The sequence below is a fragment of the Nonomuraea sp. NPDC050022 genome (genome assembly GCF_044460705.1).
Classification (GTDB): Bacteria; Actinomycetota; Actinomycetes; order Streptosporangiales; family Streptosporangiaceae; genus Nonomuraea.
This window is the reverse complement of sequence record NZ_JBITKE010000001.1, coordinates 31,658-54,303: the sequence shown is the minus strand read 5'-3', so window position 1 is coordinate 54,303 and position 22,646 is coordinate 31,658. Positions and strand designations below refer to the sequence as shown.

The 22,646-nt window shown below is 68.5% G+C and carries 22 protein-coding genes; 7 read left to right on the top strand and 15 right to left on the bottom strand.

Going from position 1 to position 22,646, the window contains the following annotated elements:
- Positions 1–21: 21 nt before the first annotated feature.
- The 3 genes from ACIBO2_RS00250 to purN all read right to left on the bottom strand — a co-directional run bounded on the left by ACIBO2_RS00250 (position 22) and on the right by purN (position 2,475).
- Positions 22–204, bottom strand: a complete 183-nt coding sequence (locus tag ACIBO2_RS00250; RefSeq protein WP_358548739.1) for a hypothetical protein — start codon at positions 202–204, stop codon at positions 22–24.
- 133 nt (positions 205–337) lie between these two features.
- Positions 338–1,879, bottom strand: a complete 1,542-nt coding sequence (gene purH / locus ACIBO2_RS00245; RefSeq protein WP_397294590.1) for a bifunctional phosphoribosylaminoimidazolecarboxamide formyltransferase/IMP cyclohydrolase — start codon at positions 1,877–1,879, stop codon at positions 338–340.
- Entirely contained in the window at positions 1,876–2,475 is a 600-nt protein-coding gene (gene purN / locus ACIBO2_RS00240) for a phosphoribosylglycinamide formyltransferase (protein ID WP_397294588.1), read from the bottom strand. Before purN ends, purH begins: the two co-directional genes overlap by 4 nt.
- Before the next feature lie 135 nt (positions 2,476–2,610).
- Between purN and ACIBO2_RS00235 the strand changes: the two genes are divergently transcribed.
- Entirely contained in the window at positions 2,611–3,030 is a 420-nt protein-coding gene (locus ACIBO2_RS00235; RefSeq protein WP_358548748.1) for a hypothetical protein, read from the top strand.
- Positions 3,031–3,052: 22 nt separating this feature from the next.
- Here the strand turns inward: ACIBO2_RS00235 and ACIBO2_RS00230 are convergent, their stop codons facing one another.
- Complete coding sequence (locus ACIBO2_RS00230) at positions 3,053–3,667, bottom strand: TetR family transcriptional regulator (RefSeq protein WP_358548750.1); 615 nt, start codon at positions 3,665–3,667, stop codon at positions 3,053–3,055.
- Between the two features lie 69 nt (positions 3,668–3,736).
- On the opposite strand from ACIBO2_RS00230, the gene ACIBO2_RS00225 reads away from it, so the two are divergent.
- Complete coding sequence (locus ACIBO2_RS00225; RefSeq protein WP_358548753.1) at positions 3,737–4,810, top strand: hypothetical protein; 1,074 nt, start codon at positions 3,737–3,739, stop codon at positions 4,808–4,810.
- Here ACIBO2_RS00225 and ACIBO2_RS00220 read toward each other — a convergent pair.
- The 3 genes from ACIBO2_RS00220 to sucC all read right to left on the bottom strand — a co-directional run bounded on the left by ACIBO2_RS00220 (position 4,789) and on the right by sucC (position 8,639).
- Positions 4,789–6,393 carry a DUF6350 family protein gene (locus tag ACIBO2_RS00220; protein WP_358548755.1) on the bottom strand — a complete coding sequence of 535 codons (1,605 nt, stop codon included), beginning with the start codon at positions 6,391–6,393 and terminating at the stop codon, positions 4,789–4,791. The two genes, ACIBO2_RS00225 and ACIBO2_RS00220, sit on opposite strands and share 22 nt — an antisense overlap.
- 185 nt (positions 6,394–6,578) lie before the next feature.
- Entirely contained in the window at positions 6,579–7,454 is an 876-nt protein-coding gene (sucD, locus tag ACIBO2_RS00215; RefSeq protein ID WP_219531323.1) for a succinate--CoA ligase subunit alpha, read from the bottom strand.
- A gap of 3 nt (positions 7,455–7,457) precedes the next feature.
- Positions 7,458–8,639, bottom strand: a complete 1,182-nt coding sequence (gene sucC, locus ACIBO2_RS00210) for an ADP-forming succinate--CoA ligase subunit beta (protein WP_397294585.1) — start codon at positions 8,637–8,639, stop codon at positions 7,458–7,460.
- 222 nt (positions 8,640–8,861) lie between these two features.
- Here sucC and ACIBO2_RS00205 point away from each other — a divergent pair, with 222 nt between their 5' ends.
- Positions 8,862–9,764, top strand: a complete 903-nt coding sequence (locus ACIBO2_RS00205) for a hypothetical protein (protein WP_358548759.1) — start codon at positions 8,862–8,864, stop codon at positions 9,762–9,764.
- Positions 9,765–9,922: 158 nt separating this feature from the next.
- Positions 9,923–10,798 (top strand): hypothetical protein, encoded by an 876-nt coding sequence (locus ACIBO2_RS00200; protein WP_397294583.1) that lies wholly within the window; start codon positions 9,923–9,925, stop codon positions 10,796–10,798.
- A gap of 193 nt (positions 10,799–10,991) precedes the next feature.
- On the opposite strand, the gene galE is transcribed toward ACIBO2_RS00200, so the two are convergent.
- On the bottom strand, positions 10,992–11,978 hold the full coding sequence (galE, locus tag ACIBO2_RS00195) for a UDP-glucose 4-epimerase GalE (protein ID WP_358548764.1): 987 nt from the start codon (positions 11,976–11,978) through the stop codon (positions 10,992–10,994).
- Between the two features lie 133 nt (positions 11,979–12,111).
- Here galE and ACIBO2_RS00190 point away from each other — a divergent pair, with 133 nt between their 5' ends.
- Both ACIBO2_RS00190 and ACIBO2_RS00185 read left to right on the top strand, forming a co-directional pair.
- Positions 12,112–12,885: a hypothetical protein gene (locus ACIBO2_RS00190; RefSeq protein WP_358548766.1), complete on the top strand. Its 774-nt coding sequence runs from the start codon at positions 12,112–12,114 to the stop codon at positions 12,883–12,885.
- 137 nt (positions 12,886–13,022) lie between these two features.
- Complete coding sequence (locus ACIBO2_RS00185; protein ID WP_358548769.1) at positions 13,023–14,039, top strand: L,D-transpeptidase; 1,017 nt, start codon at positions 13,023–13,025, stop codon at positions 14,037–14,039.
- Positions 14,040–14,088: 49 nt separating this feature from the next.
- Here the strand turns inward: ACIBO2_RS00185 and pcrA are convergent, their stop codons facing one another.
- Positions 14,089–16,308: a DNA helicase PcrA gene (gene pcrA / locus ACIBO2_RS00180; protein ID WP_358548864.1), complete on the bottom strand. Its 2,220-nt coding sequence runs from the start codon at positions 16,306–16,308 to the stop codon at positions 14,089–14,091.
- 274 nt (positions 16,309–16,582) lie between these two features.
- Here pcrA and ACIBO2_RS00175 point away from each other — a divergent pair, with 274 nt between their 5' ends.
- Entirely contained in the window at positions 16,583–17,302 is a 720-nt protein-coding gene (locus ACIBO2_RS00175) for a PIG-L deacetylase family protein (protein WP_358548772.1), read from the top strand.
- 49 nt (positions 17,303–17,351) lie between these two features.
- On the opposite strand, the gene ACIBO2_RS00170 is transcribed toward ACIBO2_RS00175, so the two are convergent.
- The 6 genes from ACIBO2_RS00170 to ACIBO2_RS00145 all read right to left on the bottom strand — a co-directional run bounded on the left by ACIBO2_RS00170 (position 17,352) and on the right by ACIBO2_RS00145 (position 22,631).
- Entirely contained in the window at positions 17,352–18,086 is a 735-nt protein-coding gene (locus tag ACIBO2_RS00170; protein ID WP_358548775.1) for a CPBP family intramembrane glutamic endopeptidase, read from the bottom strand.
- A gap of 71 nt (positions 18,087–18,157) precedes the next feature.
- Positions 18,158–18,415, bottom strand: a complete 258-nt coding sequence (locus ACIBO2_RS00165; protein ID WP_225293697.1) for a WhiB family transcriptional regulator — start codon at positions 18,413–18,415, stop codon at positions 18,158–18,160.
- A gap of 108 nt (positions 18,416–18,523) precedes the next feature.
- Entirely contained in the window at positions 18,524–19,168 is a 645-nt protein-coding gene (locus ACIBO2_RS00160; RefSeq protein ID WP_358548780.1) for a neutral zinc metallopeptidase, read from the bottom strand.
- Positions 19,165–20,565, bottom strand: coding sequence for a glutamate--cysteine ligase (locus ACIBO2_RS00155; RefSeq protein WP_358548783.1), 1,401 nt, complete (start codon positions 20,563–20,565; stop codon positions 19,165–19,167). The genes ACIBO2_RS00160 and ACIBO2_RS00155 overlap by 4 nt, the downstream gene beginning before the upstream one ends.
- A 228-nt stretch (positions 20,566–20,793) precedes the next feature.
- Positions 20,794–21,426, bottom strand: coding sequence for a response regulator transcription factor (locus ACIBO2_RS00150; protein ID WP_225293703.1), 633 nt, complete (start codon positions 21,424–21,426; stop codon positions 20,794–20,796).
- The gene (locus tag ACIBO2_RS00145; RefSeq protein WP_358548785.1) at positions 21,423–22,631 is read right to left on the bottom strand and encodes a PspC domain-containing protein; all 1,209 of its coding nucleotides are present in this window, start codon (positions 22,629–22,631) and stop codon (positions 21,423–21,425) included. Before ACIBO2_RS00145 ends, ACIBO2_RS00150 begins: the two co-directional genes overlap by 4 nt.
- Between the last annotated feature and the right edge of the window lie 15 nt (positions 22,632–22,646).

Genomic DNA, 22,646 nt, shown 5'->3' with positions numbered 1-22,646 from the left:
ACGCTCAGGCGGCCGGGCGGGCTACTCGCGCTCGGCGATCTGGGCCGCGCGCCGCTCGATGATGCGGCGGGTGAACGGGATGACCTCCACGACGCGCGCCCCGAGGTAGGCGCCGAGGAAGGCGAGCACCACCAACATGACCGGGCTGGTGGCGATCCCGTTCATGGTCACGAAGGCATACAGAACCGAGTCGAGCGGCGCCATAAGGAGTACTCCCGGAGAACGGACGAGCGGCAAGGCCCACAGCGTAACCGGACATTACTTATGCTTGTGCGCAAAAGGGCGGGTTCATACCGCCCTTTTGCCTGGGACCGCGCTGGAATAGTGCGTCGGACCGTCAGTGGAAGAAGTGGCGCGTCCCCGTGAAGTAGAGCGCCACGCCCGCCTTCTCCGCCGCCTCGATGACCAGCTGGTCGCGGACGGATCCGCCGGGCTCCACGACGGCCTTGACGCCCGCCTCGATCAGCACCTCCAGCCCGTCGGGGAACGGGAAGAACGCGTCCGAGGCCGCCACCGACCCCTTGGCCCGCGTGTCGGCGCGGGTCACCGCCAGGCGGCACGAGTCGACCCGGTTGACCTGCCCCATCCCGACACCCACGGTCGCCCCGCCGGACGCCAGCAGGATGGCGTTGGACTTGACCGAGCGGCAGGCCCGCCACGCGAACGCCAGGTCGGCCAGCATCTCCTCGGAGACCGGCTCGCCCGCCTTGAGCTGCCAGTGCTCCGGCGCGTCGCCGGACGCGTCGACCCGGTCGGTCTGCTGGACGAGGAGGCCGCCGTCGATCCGGCGGAACTCGGCGGGGTTGGCCGGGCCCGAGGGACAGATCAGCAGGCGGACGTTCTTCTTCTGCGTCAGTACGGCCAGCGCCTCGGGCTCGTAGGACGGCGCCACGACGACCTCGGTGAACACCTCGGCGATCTGCCGGGCCAGCTCGGCCGTGACGGCCCCGTTGACCGCGATGACGCCCCCGTACGCCGAGACCGGGTCACAGGCGTGCGCCTTGCGGTGCGCGTCGGCTACGTCGGAGCCGATGGCGATGCCGCACGGGTTCTGGTGCTTGATGATCGCGACGCAGGGCTCGACGAAGTCCCAGGCCGCCCGCCAGGCCGCGTCGGCGTCGAGGTAGTTGTTGTAGGACATCTCCTTGCCGTGCACCTGCTCGGCGTTGGCCAGGCCGTCGAGGCCGCCGCTGTAGAGGGCGGCGGACTGGTGCGGGTTCTCGCCGTAGCGCAGGGTCGACTTGCGCTTCCAGGTGGCGCCCATGAACGAGGGCCAGTCGTCGTCGACCCGGTAGGCGCTGGCGAACCAGGACGCCACGGCCACGTCATAGGAGGCCGTGTGGGCGTAGGCGATGCCCGCCAGGCGCCGGCGTTCGATCAGCGTGAAGCCGCCCTCGCCGAGCGCGCCCACCACGTCGCCGTAGAAGCGCGGGTCGACCACGACGGCGCAGGTGCTGTGGTTCTTGGCGGCGCCACGGATCATCGCGGGCCCGCCGATGTCGATCTGCTCGACGCACTCCTCGTCGGACGCGCCGGAGGCGACCGTCTGCTCGAACGGGTAGAGGTTGACCACCACCAGCTGGAACGGGTCGATCTCCAGCTCGTCGAGCTGGGCCACGTGGTGCGGCTTGGTGAGGTCGGCCAGCAGCCCGGCGTGTACGCGCGGGTGGAGCGTCTTGACCCGGCCGTCGAGGCACTCGGGGAACCCGGTCAGCTGCTCGACCTTGGTGACGGGGATGCCGTAGGAGGCGATGGCGGCGGCGGTGCCGCCCGTTGACACGATCTCCACCCCCGCGCCGTCCAGAGCCCTGGCCAGCTCCTCCAGCCCGGACTTGTCGTACACCGCGATCAGCGCGCGCCGGATGGCGATGCGAGTCACTTCGATTCCCCTTCTGATTGGTTACCGATGCGGACGGTCTGTCCTGGTTGGTTACCGATGCGAACAGTCCGTCCACTGACCGTCCAGCCCTCACGGACCATCCGGCCGACGATCTCGACGAGCAGGCGGCGCTCGACGGTCTTGATGCGCTCGTGCAGGACCGCCTCGTCGTCACCCGGTAGTACGGCCACGGCCTCCTGGGCGACGATCGGCCCGCTGTCGACGCCGGAATCGGCCAGCATGACCGTGCAGCCCGTCACCTTGACCCCGTGAGCGAGCGCGTCACGCACCCCGTGCGCACCCGGGAAGGAGGGCAGCAGGGCGGGATGGGTGTTGAGCACCGGGAACGCGTCGAGCGTCGGTGCGCCGATGATCTTCATGAAGCCCGCCGACACCACCAGATCGGGCTCGTAGGAAGCGATCCGGTCGGCGAGCGCGATATTCCACTCCGACCGCTTCTCGTAATCACCCAGCTTTTCGACGAAAGTAGGGACGTCAGCCCGCGACGCCCGAGCCAGTCCCTCGATGCCGTCTCTGTCCGCACCGACAGCCACCACGCGGGCGCCGTAGGACGGGTCGGCCGAAGCGTCCAGCAAGGCCTGTAGGTTTGTTCCAGAGCCGGAGACGAGGACGACGAGCCGCCCAGCCTTTGACACGCGCACTCCAATGAGAAAACCGGGGTGGGGTTGCAAGCGTATCCGCTCTTCGTCCGGCGACGCAGAGGAGGTCAGGTGTCGACACCGGTGCAGGCACCGACGGGTCAGCATCCCGCGGATTCCGCGGGCCGCCGAGCCATCTGGTTGGCCATCGCGGCGCTGGCCATGACGTTCATGCTGCCGCTGGCGGGGCTGGTCATGGCGGTGTTCGCGCTGATGGCGGGCATTCGCGCGCTGCCCCAGCTGAAGCGCGCGGAAAAGCCGCGGGGCATCGCCGTGGGCGGCATCGCCATCTCCTCGGTCGCCCTCACGCTGTCGGCCATGGCCACGGCGATGCAGCTCTATCTGATGGACGAATACTCCGCCTACCAGAACTGCATGAAGGGCGCGGGCACCGTCTCGTCGCAGGGCGAGTGCTTCACCCAGTTCAGGGACGCGGCCCAGAAGAAGCTCCCGCCGGACGTACTCGAACTCCTGGGCGCGGTGCAGCCCTGACCTGAGGGAAACCCCGACCTCATCACAGCGAGTCCAGGCCGCGCATCGCGATGTTCACGGCCCGTCCGGTTGACGCCAAATACTCCTGCTCCGCCTCGCCGTACATCTCCAGGCTGGCCATCCCGGCCGCCTGCACCGCACCCATGAACGCGCCGGTCGCCGCCGCGGCACTGATGGGGTCCAGCCTGTCGGGGAATGCGGCCAACAACGCGGCTGCGATCCGGCGCTGCGCGTCGAACATCATGTGAAGGGCCATCGCCTGTACGGCGGGCACCGTCGCGAGCAGCCTCTGGTAGAGCTCCTTCAGCTCCGGGTCCCCGGTCCACGGCCCCTGGGTGAGGTAGTGGGCGATGGCTTGGTCGTAGGTCCTGCGCAGCACTTGCTGCAGCGTGTCGTCCGGGGCGCGGTCGGCGATCACCTCCAGCGCCAGCCCGTAGAACCGCTCGACGTCGGCGAACAGCACGTGCTCCTTGCTCGGGAAGTAGTTGAAGAACGTCTTGGTGGCCACGTCCGCCGCGGCGGCGATCTGTGCGCCGGTGGTCTGTTCGTAGCCCTGCTCGGTGAACAGCCGGATCGCCGTACGGATGAGCAGGTGCCTGGTCTGTCGCTTCTTGCGTTCGCGCAGCGTCTCCTCCATGGCAGAATCTTACACTAGAAGAAATTTACACGATTGTATTTTTGCGCTTAGTGGTGATATCCAGGAGACATGAGCCAAAGAGCGTTACTCCCTCGCCTGGCGCCCGCCATCGGGCTGTTCTTCCTCGCGCCACTGACCGCCGAGTACCTGATGGGCAACGCACCGATCACCCACATCCAAAACCTGCTCGGCCTGGCCCCCCTGTACGGCGGCGGCGCCCTCCTCATCCGTGAGTTCGCCCGCCGTACCGGACGCGGCTGGCCCGCCATGATGACCCTCGCGCTGGCCTACGGCATGATCGAGGAGGCCTTCGTCACCCAGACGCTGTGGGACTCGAACTGGATGGTCGGCGCGCACACCCTCGAGTACGGCTTCATCCCCGAGCTCGGCCTGGCCGGACCATGGACGCTGTTCATGGTCGGCGTGCACACGGTCTTCAGCATCAGCGCCCCGATCGCGGTCGCGGAGACCCTCGCCGGCTCGCGGCGCACCACGCCATGGCTGGGCAAGATCGGTCTCACCGTCGCAGGCGTGCTGTACGCGGTCGTCGCCCTGGGCAGCGGCGTCGCACAGGCCGTCTTCGGCCGCCATGCCTCCGCGCTCCAGCTCATCGGCGCCGGAGTCGTCATCGCCGCGATCATCGTCGCCGGCATCCGCCTCCCTAGGCGCACCACCGACGTCACCCTGCTGCGCGGCCGCGCCCCCAGCCCGTGGGTCGTCGGCGCTTTCGCCATGGTCGCCGGAGCGGTCTTCGTGCTGCTGTACGCGGTCGACCCCACCGGCTTCACGCCCTGGCTGGCGGAGGCGATCCCCCTCCCGCCGTGGCTCAGCGTGATCATCTATCTGACCCTGTTCGTCACCGTCGCCACCGTGGTGGTCCGCTGGTCACACCGCGCCGGCTGGTCGCAGGCCCACCGGCTGGCGCTCGCCGGCGGCGCCATGCTGACCTACGCCTGGCACTCCTTCCCCCAGCGGAACATCACCCCGACGGTCCCGCTCACCCAACCGACCAGCCTGGCGGAAGACCTGGCCAGCAACGCCATCCTCACCGCAGGCGCAGTGGCCCTGCTGATAGTCGCGGCCCTGCGGCTCCGTCGGCCGGCGGACACCAGAACAGGCCCTCAGTCGCGATCCCAGGCGTAGGGATCGACGTAGATGACATGGCCGCCACGATCGTCCGACTCATCGACGATGTCCGTACGCGGTGGGCGGTCCCGCTCCGGCAGGATCGGCAGGGCCTGGGCCAGCGTCTCCGCCGCGGCCGAGGCGTGCTCGTCCTGCCAGTCGTCCCGGATCACCGGAATGGCCTGGGTGTCGGCCTCGGTGGCGTCCATCCAGTGGCCGGGCAGGGGCCGGGCGTCGGCCTCGGCCAGGCCGACCTTGCTCGCCGCCCTGGCGATCGCGGCGCCCGCCTTGCGTACCGGAACCGCGGCCTTGTCGAGTGGAGCTCGGGCCCGCCTGTTGAGCAGGAGTACGTTGGCCACGCCCGCGGAGATGCCGGCGGCGACGCCCACCTCCAGGCCCACCGACAGCGCCACCTCCCACGGCGACGGCCCGACCGTGGCCAGCCGCCCGCCGCCGATGGGGCCGCCGGACAGCGCGGCGAGCAGCGCGGCGACCAGCCCAGTGGTGATCCCGGTGAAGAAGCCCCACAGCGGTGCGGCCTCGTACGAAGGCGACGGCGCCATCCTGGCCACCACGATCCCGGCCACGGTCCCGGCGGCGAACGGCAGCGCGATCACCGCCATCGTCCAGCCGGGCACGGGACCGCTCTCGGGCAGCGCGCCGAGCAGCGGCAGGCTCGGCACCGTGCCCAGTTGCACGCCAGTGGGCGCGACCAGCGTGTCGGCGCCGACGGCGAAGCCCGGCCCGGCGATGTAGGAGGCGGCCCAGATGACGGTGTTGAGCAGATAGAGGATCTGGACCAGCAGGAGCAGCACGCCGCCCACGAACCCGGGCGCGAGCACGTTGGACAGCTCGCGTACCTGGCCGAAGTTCACGATCAGGGCCGTCAGCACGAGGGCGAGCCCGGCGACGAGCAGCACCGCCGTGGCGACGGCCGTGCCGACGGTCAGGGCGCGCACCCGCTCGGGCAGCAGGCGCAGCATCGCCCGCCACGGGCCGATCGTCCGCGCCGTGGCCAGCGCCCCCGCGAAGAACGCCAGCACGAAGTGGCTGACCAGCGCCTCGCCGATGAACGGCTGGGTGATGTCGTTGCGGGCGACGAGCGCGATGAGCCCGGCGAGCAGGGCGTAGGGGGCGGCCAGGGAGACTCCGGCCTGCGCGACCAGGACGAGCTGGGCCCGGCGGCGCGCGCTGGCCTGCTCGCGCGGGCTGTTCTTGGGCAGCCGCGCGGGCAGCCGCAGCCGCAGGTCGGCGTCGCGCGCCATCCACCGCCCGGCGCGGTAGAGCAGCACGGCGGGCAGGATCGTCAGGCCGAGCGGGAGCAGCCCCACCTTGCCGCCGGGGATCGCGAACCCGGCGTGGTGGGCGGCCAGCCACACCTGCGCCGCCGTACGGAACACGCCCGGCAGCCCCGCGCCCAGCGCACCGCGCGGCGCGGCGATCCACCCGACCAGGGTCAGCGTGGTGAGAACGGCCAGGCCGACGCCCAGCGTGATGGCGGCGGCGAGCATCCCGGACACGGGCAGCGGCCGGCGCGTCTCGTCGTCATCACTCGAGACGCCGGGCAGCCGACCTAGTACCGATTCGAGAAGCGCCGTCACAAGTAGTTATTTTCTCAAGCTTTACCAACCAACGCTTGGTTGACGCGCCGCGCGCAGGGCTTTCCCTCTCCCATTTTTCGCCCTCTTTGGGGGGTCTCCGCGGTTTCACAGGGGACGCCACCCACCGGCTCGGCACAAAAAAGACGCCCCGCCACGAAACGGGCGGGGCGGTCTTCAGCCGGAAATCAGCGCGACTGCATGATCTCACGCATGAGGCGCGCGGTCTCGGACGGAGTCTTGCCGACGCGGACGCCCACCTTTTCGAGGGCCTCCTTCTTCGCCTGCGCGGTGCCGGCGGAGCCGGAGACGATGGCGCCGGCATGGCCCATCGTCTTGCCCTCCGGGGCGGTGAAGCCCGCGACGTAGGCCACCACGGGCTTGGTGACGTGCTGCTCGATGTAGGCCGCGGCCCGCTCCTCGGCGTCGCCGCCGATCTCACCGATCATCACGATCGCGTCGGTGCCCGGGTCGTCCTGGAACGCCTGGAGCGCATCGATGTGCGTCGTGCCGATGACCGGGTCACCGCCGATGCCCACCGCGGTCGAGAAGCCGAAGTCGCGCAGCTCGTACATGAGCTGGTACGTCAGCGTGCCCGACTTGGACACCAGGCCGATACGGCCGGCCGTGGTGATGTCGGCGGGGATGATGCCGGCGTTGGAGGCGCCGGGCGAGGCGATGCCGGGGCAGTTGGGGCCGATGATGCGGGTCTTGTTGCCCTTGGCGATCGCGTACGCCCAGAACTCGGTCGAGTCGTGGACCGGCACGCCCTCGGTGATCACCACGCAGAGCGGGATCTCCGCGTCAATGGCCTCCTTGACGGCGTCCTTGGTGAAGGCCGGCGGCACGAAGGCGACCGACACGTCGGCGCCCGTCTGCTCCATGGCCTCCTTCACCGTGCCGAACACCGGCAGGCCCTCGTGCGTCGTGCCCGCCTTGCGGGCGTTGACGCCACCGACCACGCGGGCGCCGGAGGCGAGCATGCGGCGGGTGTGCTTGGTGCCCTCACCGCCGGTCATGCCCTGAACGATGATCTTGCTGTTCTCGGTCAGCCAGATAGCCATGTGTCACGCACCTACCGCAGCGAGCTCGGCGACCCGCTTGGCCGCGTCGTCCATCGTGTCGACCAGCTCGACGCGCGGGAGCGCGGCGTCGGCCAGGATCTGCCGCCCGAGCAGGGCGTTGTTGCCGTCAAGCCGGACCACCAGCGGGTGGGTCACCGCTTCGCCGCGGCTCTCCAGCAGCTTGAAGGCCGAGATGATGCCGTTGGCCACCGCGTCGCAGGAGGTGATGCCGCCGAAGACGTTCACGAAGATCGACTTCACGCTCGGGTCGGAGAGGATGATCTCCAGGCCCGCGGCCATGACCTCGGCCGAGGCGCCGCCGCCGATGTCGAGGAAGTTGGCGGGCGACGGCTTGCCGGGGAACGCCTCGCCGGCGTAGGCGACCACGTCGAGCGTCGACATGACCAGGCCCGCGCCGTTGCCGATGATGCCCACGTCACCGTCGAGCTTGACGTAGTTGAGGTCCTTCTCCTTGGCCTTGGCCTCAAGGGGGTCCTCGGCGTTCTTGTCGGCGTACGCCTCGTGCTCCGGCTGGCGGAACGCGGCGTTGTCGTCGAGCGTGACCTTGCCGTCGAGCGCCTTCACCTGGCCGTCAGCCGACAGGATCATCGGGTTGACCTCGACCAGCGTGGCGTCCTCGTCGACGAACGCGCACCAGAGCTTCTCGATGAGCTCGGCGGCGCCGTCGAGCGCCTTCTCGGGCAGACCGCCCGCGGCCGCGATCTCCCGCGCCCTGGCGCGGTCGATGCCGTCCAGCGCGGAGACCGGGATCTTGGCCACCTTATCGGGCGCGGTGTGCGCGACCTCTTCGATCTCCATGCCGCCCGCGGCGGAGCAGATCGCGAGGAAGGTACGGTTCGCGCGGTCGAGCAGGAAGGAGAAGTAGTACTCCTCCGCGATCGCGCTGGCCTCCTCCACGAGCACCTTGTGGACCGTGTGGCCCTTGATGTCCATGCCCAGGATGGTGTTGGCCTTGTCAACGGCGTCGGCGGCGTCATCGGCCACCTTCACGCCACCGGCCTTGCCGCGGCCTCCGGTCTTCACCTGGGCCTTGACGACGACGCGGCCGGTCAGCTGCTCAGCCGCCGCCCGTACCTCCTCCACGGTGTGAGCGACAATGCCGCGTGGCACCGGGATGCCGTAGTCAGCGAAGAGCTCCTTCGCCTGATGTTCGAACAGGTCCACGAGGGTCCGTCCTTGCTTATCCGACTGATGTTCGACGCTTGTCCGACTGAAATGTTCGACGGCCCGGGCCACCCCGTGCGTGCGTGCCGGGCGTTTCCGCCAGTGAAGCCTAGCCCCAAGCTTGACCTGACCAGGTCATCGGGTCTCAGTTATCCCGTTATGTGACAGTGATCTCACTTCAGCACGATATTTCGGGACATCTGAAGAAGGGCACCCACATCTATGAGGCGATGGATCGCCGGCGCGGTGGCAGTTTCCGCGCTGGCCGTGGCCGCTCCCGCGTACGCGCAGGCCAAACCGGCGGACCCGGTGGCGGCGTTGAAGAAGCAGTTCGTCGCGGGGCAGGGAGTCAAGTTCGCCGAGCGGACCAGCATCAAGATCGGCGGTGAGTCCTACACCCAGGCCGACAGGCAGGGCGTGATCGGGTTCGACGCCAAGGGCATCGCGGGCGCCGAGAACACCCGTACGCCCATCCTCACGCCGCAGGAACGGGCGCGGCTGAAGAAGATGGCGGCTAAGGACGCTTCCATCGCCGACGCCGTCGACCTGCTCACCGAGCGGATCTACCTCGTCAGCGTGGGCCGGCGCATGTACGTCAACGGCGGCCTGTACAGCACCCTCCTACCCGAGAACAAGAGCTGGGTCGGGATGAACGGCAGCCCGTCCTCGGCCGCTTATGGCGACCAGCTCATCAACGTCTTCGAACCGGCGACGCTCAAATACCTGCTGGCCAAGACGAAGACGGTAAGGGGCGCCCAGTATCGCGGCTCGATCACTTTCGCCGAGCTGTACAAGCTGTCGCCGACGTTCCGCGAGCAGATCGCGATGAAGCCGACCGGCGAACCCGCCAAAACCATGATCTCCTGGCGCCTGACGCTCGACGCGCGGAAACTGGTGAAGCGACTGGCCATCTCGTGGTCCATGAAGGCCACCAAGAAGGCCACCCTCCACGCCACGACCGAAAGCCGATACACCGAGTGGGGCACCGCGGTGAACGTGACCGCGCCTCCATCCGACCAGGTCGCGGACGTCAAGGACCTGACGAAGAAGGCCCCCGAGCCACCGGCCGCCATCGACAGGAACTACGTCAGCGTTCCGCCTGACGACGATGGAAACACCCCATAGTCAGAAATTTCCACAAAGGGGCCCCGACGATGTCGGGGCCCTTCTGCACGAAAAATCCACATATTTTCCTCGCTGCGGACAATCGGTTGAGATATCGTCGTGATCTTCGTTTGGCAGGATCCTCCCGCTTCCGTAAATCAAGAGACGAGGGAATTGATATGAAGCGCATCATCACGGGGCTGGCTTTAGCGTCGGCCGCCACACTCCTGGCTGCCGGGCCGGCACAGGCGGCACCGGCCGCCAAGGACCCGGTCGCCGCGGTGAAGAAGCAGTTCGTCGCCGGCAAGGGTGTGAAGTTCAGCGAGCGCACCACCGCCGTCCAGGGCCGGATGCGGGGCATCATCACCCGTCGGTCGGGGGCGTACCAGTTCAGCAAGACGGGCGTCGCCGCGTCGGACATCACCGGCAAGTTCAATCTCAAGGGGATGGGATCGGGCGACGACGAGGACAAGACCCTCAAGGCCCTGTCCAGGCCCGAGCGGACGATCACGATCGGCAAGACGTCGTACCTGTCCGGCGGGCTCTGGGTAGACCTGCTGCCCGCGGACAAGACCTGGGTCAGGATGCGCAACGTGCCGTTCTCCGGCCTGAGCGGCGTCTACGGCCAGCCGCTCAACCTCACCGAGTCGGCCACGCTCAAGACCCTGTTCAAGAGCGCCAAGCCGGCCAAGGGCGGCTACGTGGGCAAGATCACCGTGGGTGAGCTGCGCAGGATCTCCCCGTCCTTCCGCGGCAACCTCATGCTCGGCGCCGCCAGCAAGAAGACGGCGAAGATCGCTCTGTCCTGGAAGCTCACCGTCGACGCCAAGGGCCTGCCTTCCCGGCTGGTCACGACGATGCCGCTGGCCGCGCTCTCCTCGAACACGGACGACGAGTCGGCCCTCAGCGTCGAGACCCTGTACAGCGGCTGGGGCAACGCGGTGAAGATCACCGCGCCGCCGGCCGACCAGGTGACGGACGAGCTCAAGGACGGCACGGACAGCACGGACGAGATTCCTTCGCTGACGGTTCCGCTCAGCAGCATCGCGAAGTAACCACCGAACCGCCGTACAGCTTCACCACGAGAGAACCGAGCTCACGCTCGGCTCTCTCGTAGGAGCCGGGCTCACGCTCGGCTCCACCGTGAGACAGCCGGGCTCACGCATCTCCTGTCTCTCCCATCGCCAGGCGGGAGAGGCGGGGTTGCTTGACGTAGTCAGCGCGCGGGGCCGGTGATGAGCAGGGCGCTCATTCGGCAAGGCGCGAGTCACGTACGGCGGCCCAGTCGAGCGAGTGCCTGATCCCTTCCTCGATCGAGTAGCGCGGCCGCCACGCCAGCAGCCGGTGCGCGAGGTCGCTGCGCGTGTAGGCGCCCGCCACGTCGCCGGGCCGCCGCTCGGTCTCGACCACCTCGACCGGTCGCGTCACCACCCGGTTGAACGCGTCGACCAGCTCACGCACGGTCGTCCCTGAGCCGGTGCCCAGATTGATGACCGATTCCGCCTCGGACAGGTCATCGAAGCGCTGCAACGCGGCCACGTGCGCCGCCGCCAGATCCCAGACGTGGACGTAGTCGCGGATCCCGGAGCCGTCACGTGTGGAGTAGTCGGTGCCGGTGATCTCGAACGGCACGCCTTCCTCGTACGCGCCGATCATCTTGCCCAGCGCGTGGCTCGGCCGCCGCAGCTGCAACCCGGTGCGCATCGCGGGATCCGCCCCGATCGGATTGAAATAGCGCAGGGACAGCACGTTGATCGGCCGGGTCGCCGCGATATCGGCGAACATCGCCTCGCAGACCGCCTTCGTCCGCGCGTAGGGGCTCTGCGGATCGAGCGGCGACCGCTCGTCGACCGTATGATCGTCCCCGGTGCGGTAAATCGACGCCGAGGAGCTGAAAATCATCCGCTCGCACCCGTTGCGCAGCAGGTGATCCACGAACTCCAGGCTCTTGGTGACATTCGCCCGGTAGTAGCCGACCGGATCGGCCACCGAATCCGGCACCACGATCAGCGCGGCGCAATGAACGACCGCCTCGATGTCGGGCTGCTCGGCGAATATCTTGTCGACCAGCATCCCGTCGGCGATATCGCCCTCGTAGAAAGTCCGGCCCTCGGCGAACTCCCGCCGCCCCGTGACCAGGTTGTCGAGAATCACCGGCGTGATCCCCGCGTCCAGGCACGCCGACGCGATCGTGCTCCCGATGAACCCCGCCCCACCCGAAATCAGTACCCGCATCCCGGCACCCTATTGGGTCCTCCGCCGAGCCCGGCGTCATTCGCGCCGACTCGGGTGTCCACGCGGCGATCATGGCTTTCCCGCGCGGGTAATGAGGTGCTGTCGTGATCATTTGTCGGCAAGATGGCGCCTCATGAAACTCATGATCACCGCACTCACGGCCGGCGTCGCCGTACTCGTCTCGTCCGCCCCCGCTCAAGCGGCGCCGAAGAACCCCGTCGCGGCGTTAAAAGCGCAGCTCGTGGCCGGGCACGGGGTCCGCTTCACCGACACCAGCGCGTTCGTCGGCGCCGTCAACAAGGATCCGCTGGTCCGGCGCACCGGCAGCATTCAGTTCGGCAAGAAGGGGATCACCGGCTGGGACATCACCGGGAAGTTCTCCAGTCCGTTGTACGACGGGCACAACACCACGCCCGAGCGGACCATCGCGATCGGTGACGTCGCGTGGGTGTCGGGCGGCACCCTGAGCGAGGACATGCCGAAGGGCAAGACCTGGTTCAAGACGTACAGCAAAATGAACCTCAGCACCATGAGCAGCTGGTTCGGCCAGGTGGTGAGTCCGGCCGAGCCCGCGACGCTCGCCGCCCTGGTCAAGAACGGCAAGCTCAGCGGGTCCACCTACCGCGGCCAGATCACCTTCAGCAAGCTCTTCAAGATCTCCCCCTGGTTCAGCAGCTCGATCCCGATGCGCTCCGACACCGAGGCCACCGTCACGTACGCCCTCAAGGTCGACGCCAAGGGGCTCCCCAGCCAGTTGACCACCACGTGGCAGGCCACGGACTTCTTGGACATCTCCTGGTGGGAGGACAAGGCGGTCACGACCGAGACCCGCTACACCGGCTGGGGCGCCAAGGTCTCGATCAAGTCGCCGCCCGCGAGCAAGATCACCACCAAGCTCAACGACTGAGTCGGGCGCGCCGGGGCCGTAAACCAGGACCCCGAGAGGCGTTACATGATCGTTATCGCCAGGCGTCCACGTATGGCGTCTTTTGGTTGTCTCACTTATGAGACGCCTGATGCGTAGACATAGTCCTGGAGTAACCCTTGAATCCCCTCCCCCGGATGCTGGCTCTGGCCGCCCTGATCACCACGGTGGCGGCCTGTAGCACGGAAGGAACACCTGCCCCGGTGGCTCAGGTCGCCGCCGCCACCCCGGTGCACGCGGCCGGCGCCGCCGTGCCGAGGAAGGCCGTACCGAAGAGCCCGGTACAGAAGGTCGCGGCGAAGAAGGCCAAGCTGGAGATCGCCGACATCACCCCCGAAGGTGAAGCCAAGGAGAAGGTCGGCGTCGGCTTCCCCATCATCGTGACGTTCGACCGCAAGGTGACCGACAGGGCGGCGGCCGAGACCGTCCTGCAGGTGCAGGCGGACCGGCCGGTCGACGGCGCCTGGCGCTGGGTGACCGACCGCAAGGTCGTCTACCGCACCAAGACGTACTGGCGTCCGCACCAGAAGGTTCAGCTCAACGCCCGCCTGAGCCAGATTCCCGGCAACGAGGCCGCCAAGGATGTCAGCCGCCGCTTCGCCGTCGGCTACTCCAACATCTCGGTGGTGAACACCCGCAGCCACGTGATGAAGGTCCGGCGCGACGGCAAGCTCGTCAAGTCGATCCCCATCAGCGCGGGCCGCGGCGGCATGGTCAAGAACGGCGTGGACGTCTACCTGACCACCAGCGGCACCCATCTCACGATGAACAAGAAGCCGCTGGAGACCATGACCTCGGCGTGGATGGGCGTCACCGACCCCAAGGACCCTCAGTACTACAAGGAGGAGATCCCGTGGGCGGTACGCATTTCCGACAGCGGCGAGTATGTGCATCAGAGCGCGGGCTACTACCAGTTCCTAGGCCGTTCTAACCAGAGCCACGGCTGCGTCCGTGCCACTCCGGCCGGCGCCAAGTGGTTCTACGGCATCGCCCAGCGCGGCGACGTCGTCAAGATCACCGGCACCAAGCGCAAGCTCGACTGGCGCAACGGGTGGAGCTACTGGCAGCTCAACTGGACCGAGTGGAAGAAGGGCAGCGCCCTCCCGAAGGGCGCCCAGCAGCAGCAGAAGAGCTGAGCACCCGACGGGTCAGAAGCCTTCCAGCGGTCAGAAGCTTTTCCAGCGGTCAGAGTTTTTCCAGCGGAGCGTAGGCGAGGAGCAGCGTCTTCTCGCCTCCGCTCCCGAAGTCGATCTTGACCTTGGTCTTCTCCGCCACCCCGTCCACGGACACGACGGTGCCCAGCCCGAACGCGTCGTGCGTCACCCGATCGCCCGGTGCCAGCGTGGGCACCGTGCGGGCGCCCTTCTTCGGCGCCGCCGCCTGCGCGGGCTCGCGCCGGGTCGCCGCGCTCCAGGCCGACTTCTCCGGCGGGGTACGCCAGTCGAGCAGTTGCACCGGCACCTCGTTGACGAACCGCGAGGCCGGGTTGAACGACGGCGAGCCCCACGAGCTGCGTACGGCGGCCCGCGTGAGGTAGAGGCGCTTCTGGGCCCTGGTGATCCCCACGTAGGCCAGCCGGCGCTCCTCCTCCAGCTCCTTCGGCTCGCCCAGCGAGCGGATGTGCGGGAAGACGCCGTCTTCCATCGCGGTCAGGAAGACGACCGGGAACTCCAGCCCCTTGGCGGTGTGCAGGGTCATCAGCGTGACCACGCCCTGCCCGCCGTCGGCTTCGGGGATCTGGTCGGCGTCAGCCACCAGCGACACCTGCTCCAGGAACTCCACCAGCGTGCCCTCGGGATTGGCCTCCTCGAACTCCGAGGCCACCGAGATGAGCTCGTTGAGGTTTTCCAGCCGGGACTCGTCCTGCGGATCCTCCGAAGCCTCCAGCTCGGCGCGGTAACCGGTGGCGACCAGGATCTCCTCCGCGAGCGCCGACGGCGGCATGCCCTCGGCCTTGCCGATCATCCCCTCGATCATCGCGACGAACTCGCGCACCGCGTTGAGCGAGCGCGTCGCCATGCCGTACGCCTCATCGGCCCTGCGCAGCGCGTCCCAGAAGGAGATGCGCTCGCGCGAGGAGAGCGCTTCGAGCATCGCCTCGGCCCGGTCGCCGATGCCGCGCTTGGGCACGTTGAGGATGCGCCGCATGGACACCACGTCAGCGGGGTTGGCCAGCACGCGCAGGTAGGCCAGCAGGTCCTTGACCTCCTTGCGCTCGTAGAAGCGCACGCCCCCGACCACCTTGTAGGGCAGGCCGGTGCGGATGAAGATCTCCTCGAACACCCGGGAGGCCGCGTTGGTGCGGTAGAACACCGCGACGTCGCCGGCCTTGACGCCCTCCTCGTCGCTGAGCCGATCTACCTCCTGGGCCACGAACATGGCCTCGTCGTGCTCGTTGTCGGCCACGTAACCGACGATCTTGGGGCCGTCGCCCTGGTCGGACCAGAGGTTCTTCGGCTTGCGCGACTCGTTGCGGGCGATGACGGCGTTGGCGGCGGCCAGGATGTTCTGGGTGGAGCGGTAGTTCTGCTCCAGCAGGATCGTGCGCGCGTCGGGGTAGTCGCGCTCGAACTCCAGGATGTTGCGGATCGTCGCGCCACGGAAGGCGTAGATCGACTGGTCGGCGTCGCCGACCACGCACAGCTCTGACTGGTCGGCGCCAGAACGGACCAGCTCGCCGTCGGCCGTGCGCAGGTCGGGGCGGCCCACCAGCTCCCTGATCAGGATGTATTGGGCGTGGTTGGTGTCCTGGTATTCGTCGACGAGCACGTGCCTGAAGCGCATCCGGTAGTGCTCGGCCACCTCCGGGAAGAGCTGGAACAGCGTCACCGTGTTCATGATGATGTCGTCGAAGTCCATCGCGCCGGCCTCGGTGAGCTTGCGCTGGTAGCTCTTGTAGGCCTCGGCGAGCACCTTCTCCAAGTGGGAGCCCGCTTTGTCGAGCGCGGTCTCGTAGTCGACCAGCTCGTTCTTGAAGTTGCTCACCTGGGCCGAGAACGACCGCGGCGGGTAGCGCTTGGGGTCGAGATCCATCTCCCTGCACACCATCGCCATCAGCCGCTGCGAGTCGGCCTGGTCGTAGATGGAGAAACTGGAGGGGAACCCGAGCCGCTTGGCCTCGCGGCGCAGGATGCGCATGCAGGCGCTGTGGAACGTCATCACCCACATCGCCTTCGACCTGGGCCCGACGAGCCGGTCGATGCGCTCCTTCATCTCGCGCGCGGCCTTGTTGGTGAAGGTGATGGCCAGGATCTCGCCCGGATGCACCTGCCGCTCACCGAGCAGGTAGGCGATGCGATGGGTGAGCACCCGCGTCTTTCCTGATCCCGCCCCCGCCACGATCAGCAGCGGACCGCCGTGATGGATCACGGCCTCCCGCTGTTGCGGGTTGAGGCCATCGAGCAAGGGGTGGTCAACAGAGACTTGGGTCGGCACGCACCCAGGTTAAGACTCTCCACCGACAAACGGCGCCTCGACGCCTGGAATCCCACCCCCCAAAACCGACAATCCCCTCCGAACCCCTGGAACCACGAACCCACCCATCAGCCCCCGACCCCCGAAACCCCCTTCCCCGGCCGCCTGGAACTCCAGCCCTGAACCCGTGGCGACGGATCCAGCAGCCTGGAATGTCGGCCGTGAACCACTGGTTGTCGTCAGAGAACGATCCGAAAGGGAGAAGATGCTCGCCGACAACGAGATCAACCGGGTACTCGTCGTGACCGCGCACCCCGACGACGCCGACTTCGGCGCCGCGGGCACGGTCGCCCTCTTCGGTGATCGGGGGGTCGAGGTCACCTACCTGCTGGTCACGGACGGCGACGCGGGAGGCAACGAACGTACGCTCGACAACACCGGCATGGCCGAACTGCGCAGAACCGAACAGACGGCCGCCGCCAAGGCGGTGGGCGTCACGGACGTCCGCTTCCTCGGCCACGCGGACGGCACGGTGGTGCCGTCGCTGGCGCTGCGCAAGGACATCGCCAGGGTCATCCGCCAGGTACGTCCCGACCTGGTGATCACCCACCACCCCGACCGCAACTACCAGTTCATCGCCCCGAGCCACCCCGACCACCGCGCGGTGGGCGGCTCCACCCTCGACGCCGTCTATCCCGACGCCCGCAACCCGTACGCCTTCCCCGAGTTGGTCAAGGACGAGGGCCTGGACGCCTGGACGGTCCGCGAGGTCTGGCTCATGGGCGGCTCCACCCCCAACCATTGGACGGACATCACGGAGGCGATCGACCGCAAGCTGGCGGCCCTGCAGTCGCACGTCAGCCAGGTGGGACACATCGAGGGCTTCGCCGACTTCGTGAAGAGCCGCTTCGCCGCGTGGGCCGAACAGGCCGGCTTCGGCGAAGGCCACTACGCGGAGGGCTTCCAAACCGTCACAACGGCCTGACCCACACCTGGACCGTCCCCTGAGACGGGCCCCGCCGGTCTTGGCGGCCCTAGCGAGCCCCGCCGGTCTTGGCGGTCCTGCCGGCGGGGGTGGCCGCCGGATGACGGGGCTTTCCGGCGATTCTGGCGAAAAGGTAGCCGAGGGAGTTGGTCGCCAGGTGCAGCATGGTCGGGGCCGTCAAGCCGCCTTGGCGGCGTAGTTCGCAGAACAGGACGCCCGCGGCGGCCGTCGACACCACACTGCCCGCCACCACGCGGGCGGTGTCCAGGCGGCCAGGGGTCTCACCGGCCGCCAGGGCGCCGAGTGCCGGGTTGGCGCGGGACATGTCGATGGCCGGAAGGATGTGCCACAGCCCGAACAGGGCCGATGACGCCGCCGTCGCCGCGACGGTCCCGTGGGTACGGCGAAGCGTGCCGTACAGGGCGCCGCGGAAACCCATCTCCTCCAGCAGGACCGTGCCCAGAGGGACCTGCACCAGCGCCTCCTCCAGGACGCGGGCGCGCGACAGCGACAGGGCGCGGTCGTCCTGGAACAGCGGCCGGGTGCGTGGCATCGCGACCCCGGCCGTGTAGACGGCGGCGACACCCGCCGCCAGGGCGCCGCCGATCGCCGCGCCCCTTGGCCCGTGCTCGAACCCGAGCTCCTGCCATGACACCCCGGACCGTCGCGCCATCGCCACCAGGGCGGCCGTCGCGGCGACGGAGGTCAGGGGGGCGAGGCGGGGCGCCACCCGGTTGTTGAGGACGTTGGCCACGGCCAGCACGGCGATCGAGCGAAGCAGCACTCCTGCAGGCTACGTCGCCTCTGTCCCTCACGGGCCGGGCCAACCACAGGCCACGGCGTGACCTCTCGGCGCTAACTGGCGGCTGGGCTGCGCCAGCCGGAGGGGAAGCGGGAGCGTCGGCGCTCCTCCGGGGTCAGGCCGCCCCAGATGCCGTCCGTTTCCCCTGCCGTCAGCGCGTAGGAGCGGCACTCGGTCAGGACCTGGCAGGTGGCGCAGACCGCCTTGGCGCGTGCCTCCTGGGTGGCGGAGGGCGCGAGCGGAAAGAACAGCTCAGGATCACTGGATCTGCAGGCGCCCCCGCGCAGCCAACCGATCTCTCCCAATGGCATGAGGCAACGGTATGCCGACGTCATGATCGGCCGCATCATCCTTTGGGTTGACACGCGAGTACATCCCCAGCAGGCCCTCGCCCATCTGCCGCGAACCCCGACAAAAGATCAGCAGGCGCCTACCCCGCCGTTGAGGCCGTTGGCGAAGGACTGCTGGCGTTGCTGGGCCGTGCCGTGGGCGCTGGGGTTGAGCCAGTCATCCGTGGGGTCGCCCGCCGCCTCCAGGTTCAGGATCAGCTCGTTCTCGTCCCCCGGCTCCGCCCGCAGCGCGCCCGAGCTGACGAGCGACGACAGCGTGCCGCCCGCGTAGCAGTCGGCCTGCAGCTCCGCCTGTACGTTCAGGTCGAAGCCGGACCGCAGCTGGGCCTGCACCGAATGCCCGAACTCGTGGGGGATGATCAGGTAGACCGAGCCGTCCCCCATCTCGCTCCAGAGCGACTCCATCCAGTCCTGGTCATAGGCAATGAAATGTCCGTCAGGGCAGTAGAAGGCGTTGTTCGGGACAGCGGGCTGGCCGCCGCAGTTGGGCCCCGAGCTCCCGGAATAGGGTACGAAGTCGGCAATAGGGCGGTAAGTCCGGCCGAGGGCGCTGAACTGCTGCTTCCAGAACGCCTCCGTCAACTCCCGCGCCGTCCGTACGTCACCCTCGAACGTGTCGGCCCCTGACGCGTCCATGGAAGCGGGCCGGGACAGCCCGCACGCGGCCAGGAGTAACACCAGGACGAGGGCCAGGGCTCTGCTCAAAGGCGTCACACGTCCCAAGTGTGCACCGGCTCGTTGCCGTGCATCCGCTCTATGTAATCAAGCGTCATCGTCCGCAGCGCCTCGTGCCGGTCGCCGCCGTGCGCCTGTACCCGTTCGACCTGCCAGGTCGCCCCGGTACGGCCCGACAGACACCGGCCCTCGATGACCCCGAGCAGCCGGTCGGCCACGCTCCGGTCCACGCCCCACTTGTCGAGCCCCTCGTGGGCCAGCGGGAGCAGGCGGCGCAGGATCAGCTCGCCGGCGGGCACCTCTCCCAGCCCCGGCCAGTAGAGACGCGCGTCGAGGCCGTGCCTGGCCGCGCTGTTCAGGTTGTCCTCGGCGGCGGCGAACGACATCTGGCTCCAGATCGGCCGCTCGGCATGCGGGAGTACGGCCATCAGCCCGTAGTAGAAGGCCGCGTTGGCCACGATGTCGACCACGGACGGCCCGGCGGGCAGCACCCGGTTCTCCACCCGTAGGTGCGGGGCGCCACCGGCCACCGCGTACACCGGCCGGTTCCACCGGTAGATCGTGCCGTTGTGCAGGGTCATCTCGTGCAGTTCCGGGATGCGGCCCTGCTCCAGCACGGCTCGCGGGTCCTCATCCTCGCAGAGGGGCAGCAGGGCCGGGTAGTACGCGACGTTCTCCTCGAACAGGTCGAACACGCTGGTGATCCACCGCTCGCCGAACCAGACGCGCGGCCGTACGCCCTGAGCCTTCAGCTCGGCGGGACGGGTGTCCGTGGCCTGCTCGAACAGCGTGATCCTGGTCTCGCGGTGCAACTCCTTGCCGAACAGGTACGGCGAGTTGGCGGCGACGGCCACCTGCGCCCCGGCTATGGCCTGGGCGGCGTTCCAGTGCGCGGCGAACTGCTCCGGGCTGACCTGCAGGTGGAGCTGCACGCTGGTGCAGGCGGCCTCGGGCGCGAGGCTGTCGGCGTGGGTGTCGAGGCGTTCTATCGCCTCGATCGACAGGTGCAGGTCCTCACCACGGGCGGCGAAGATCTGCTCGTTGAGCAGCCGGTAGCGCGGGTTGGCCGACAGCGTGCCCTCGCCGATGTCCTGCTCGCGCAGCGTGGGCAGGATGCCGATCAGGACCAGGTGGGCGCCCTCGGACTGGGCGCGCTCCTCGGCGTGGTTGAGGCGGGCCCTGACGTCGTTCTCCAGCCTGAGCAACCCGTCGGCGCCCAGCTCCTGGGGTTCGATGTTGATCTCGATGTTGAACTGGCCCAGCTCGGTGGCCCAGTCTGGCTGCGCGATCGCGGCGAGCACCTCGGCGTTGCGCATGGCCGCCTCGCCCGCGGCGTCCACGATGTTGAGCTCGATCTCCAGCCCGGCGAGGGGCCGGTCGACCTCGAAGCGAGCCTCGCGGAGCATCTGCGCGAAAACGTCCAGGCATCGTCGCACTTTTTCCCGATATTTCCGACGATCGTCCCGACTGAACACGACGACCGGCACGTCCCTGCCCATTCTGGAAATGTCGCATGCCAGAGCCAACTAAGCCAGCATGTCGGCCCGCCAAAGCGACACGAGCCGGCGCTCCCCCAGTTTCGCCTGCGCGCCTGGCGTGCCTCAGAGCGACCGCGACCGGCGAACAGGTCTACCGATCGCCGCCGGTCCGAACCCCAAGAACCGCTAGACCAGACGTCGGGCTGTGGCCCAGCGGGACAGTTCGTGCCGGTTCGACAGCTGGAGCTTACGCAGCACTGACGACACGTGCGTCTCGACCGTCTTGACCGAGATGAACAGCTCCTTGGCGATCTCCTTGTAGGCATAGCCGCGGGCGATCAGCCGCAGCACCTCGCGCTCGCGCTGCGTCAGCGAGTCGAGCTCCGGGTCGATCGACGGCGCCTCCGACGAGGCGAACGCGTCGAGCACGAACCCGGCCAGCCGCGGCGAGAAGACCGCGTCGCCGTCGGCCACCCGGCGGATGGCGTCGGTCAGCTCGGTGCCGCTGATGTTCTTGGTCACGTAGCCGCGGGCGCCGCCGCGGATCACGCCGATCACGTCCTCGGCCGCGTCGGACACCGACAGCGCCAGGAAGCGTACCTGCGACCCGGCGCCGAGCACCCTGCGCAGGACCTCCTGCCCGCCGCCACCGGGCATGTGCACGTCGAGCAGGACCACGTCGGGAGCGAGCTCGGCGATCGCCTTGACCGCCGTCTCGACGTCCTCGGCCTCTCCGACGACCTGGATCGAGTCGCCCAGCTCGGCCCGTACGCCGGAACGGAACAGCCGGTGATCGTCGACGATCAGCACCCTGGTCATTGCCTCTCCACCTTCATCGTCAACATCACTTCCGTGCCCTCACCGGGCTCGGTGCGCACCCTGGCGGTGCCGCCGTGACGCTCCATTCTCCCGATGATGGACTCCCTGATCCCCATTCTGTCGAGAGGCACCGCGTTGAGGTCGAATCCCTTGCCACGATCCTTCACGAAAATCGTGACTTCTTCGCCCTCTACCTCGGCATAGACGGAAATGGACGGACTGCCGGAGTACTTGGCGGCGTTGACCATCGACTGCCTCGACGCCTTCAGCATGGCGCCGAGCTTGCCAGCCGAGTCGAGCTCGATGTCGCCCACGCAGACCACCTCGATCGGTACGCCGTGCGCGTCCTCCTCTTCCGCGGCGATCCTGCGTACGGCCGCGGCGAGCGTCGCGTCGGCGTCCTGGGCGGGCTGGTAGAGCCAGTTGCGCAGGTCGCGCTCCTGCGCGCGGGCCAGCCTGGTGACCTCGCGCGGGTCGTGCGCGACGCGCTGGATCAGCGTGAGCGTGTGCAGGACCGAGTCGTGCACCATCGCCGCGACCTCGGCCCGCTCCTCCGACCTGATGCGCTCGCGCCGCTCCAGCTGGAGCTCCTTCCACAGGCCCGCGAGCCAGGGCGCGGCGATGACCGCCAGCCCGCCGACCACCACCACGGTGAACAGCAGGCCAGGCCTGGCCTTGGACAGCTCCCCCTGAGCGGCCAGGAAGCCCGCCGCGCCGATGACGACGAGCGCGATGCCGAGCAGCGTACGGACCCGGTTCTTCCGGATGCTCTTCGTCGCCCCGCTCACCCAGTTGCGGCGGCGTTCGGGATCGGCCTGCTGCCACAGGATGAGCGCGCCGATGCCGACCACGGCGAACGGCAGGATGGCGATGCCCCCCTGGGAGGCGCCGGTCAGCCAGCCGAACGCGACCAGCGCCATGCTGATCGCGCCGAACGCCGCGAGCTGGCTCCAGTCACGCTGCGGCGGCTGCCCTTCGTACGGCACGCGAGGCGTGATCATCCAGAGCACCGCGTACGCCACCCCGCCGACCCCGCCGACCACGCTGAGCAGCACGAACATCAGCCTGATCACCACAGGATCGAGCTTCAGCTGAGCCGCGAGCCCTTGTGCCACGCCACCGAGCAGCCGGCCCTCCATGGGGCGCATCATCCGGCGGTAGGGCGCGTCGCCACCGGCTTGGGCAAGAGTCTTCTGGTCAGCCATAACATCGCCATCGTC

What these genes read in the sequence shown, in the direction of transcription:
- ACIBO2_RS00250 (WP_358548739.1), bottom strand. Translation starts at nt 204, where the DNA reads ATGGCGCCGCTCGACTCGGTTCTGTATGCCTTCGTGACCATGAACGGG.
- ACIBO2_RS00230 (WP_358548750.1), bottom strand. Translation starts at nt 3,667, where the DNA reads ATGGAGGAGACGCTGCGCGAACGCAAGAAGCGACAGACCAGGCACCTG.
- ACIBO2_RS00225 (WP_358548753.1), top strand. Translation starts at nt 3,737, where the DNA reads ATGAGCCAAAGAGCGTTACTCCCTCGCCTGGCGCCCGCCATCGGGCTG.
- sucD (WP_219531323.1), bottom strand. Translation starts at nt 7,454, where the DNA reads ATGGCTATCTGGCTGACCGAGAACAGCAAGATCATCGTTCAGGGCATG.
- ACIBO2_RS00205 (WP_358548759.1), top strand. Translation starts at nt 8,862, where the DNA reads ATGAGGCGATGGATCGCCGGCGCGGTGGCAGTTTCCGCGCTGGCCGTG.
- ACIBO2_RS00200 (WP_397294583.1), top strand. Translation starts at nt 9,923, where the DNA reads ATGAAGCGCATCATCACGGGGCTGGCTTTAGCGTCGGCCGCCACACTC.
- galE (WP_358548764.1), bottom strand. Translation starts at nt 11,978, where the DNA reads ATGCGGGTACTGATTTCGGGTGGGGCGGGGTTCATCGGGAGCACGATC.
- ACIBO2_RS00190 (WP_358548766.1), top strand. Translation starts at nt 12,112, where the DNA reads ATGAAACTCATGATCACCGCACTCACGGCCGGCGTCGCCGTACTCGTC.
- ACIBO2_RS00175 (WP_358548772.1), top strand. Translation starts at nt 16,583, where the DNA reads ATGCTCGCCGACAACGAGATCAACCGGGTACTCGTCGTGACCGCGCAC.
- ACIBO2_RS00165 (WP_225293697.1), bottom strand. Translation starts at nt 18,415, where the DNA reads ATGCCATTGGGAGAGATCGGTTGGCTGCGCGGGGGCGCCTGCAGATCC.
- ACIBO2_RS00150 (WP_225293703.1), bottom strand. Translation starts at nt 21,426, where the DNA reads ATGACCAGGGTGCTGATCGTCGACGATCACCGGCTGTTCCGTTCCGGC.
- ACIBO2_RS00145 (WP_358548785.1), bottom strand. Translation starts at nt 22,631, where the DNA reads ATGGCTGACCAGAAGACTCTTGCCCAAGCCGGTGGCGACGCGCCCTAC.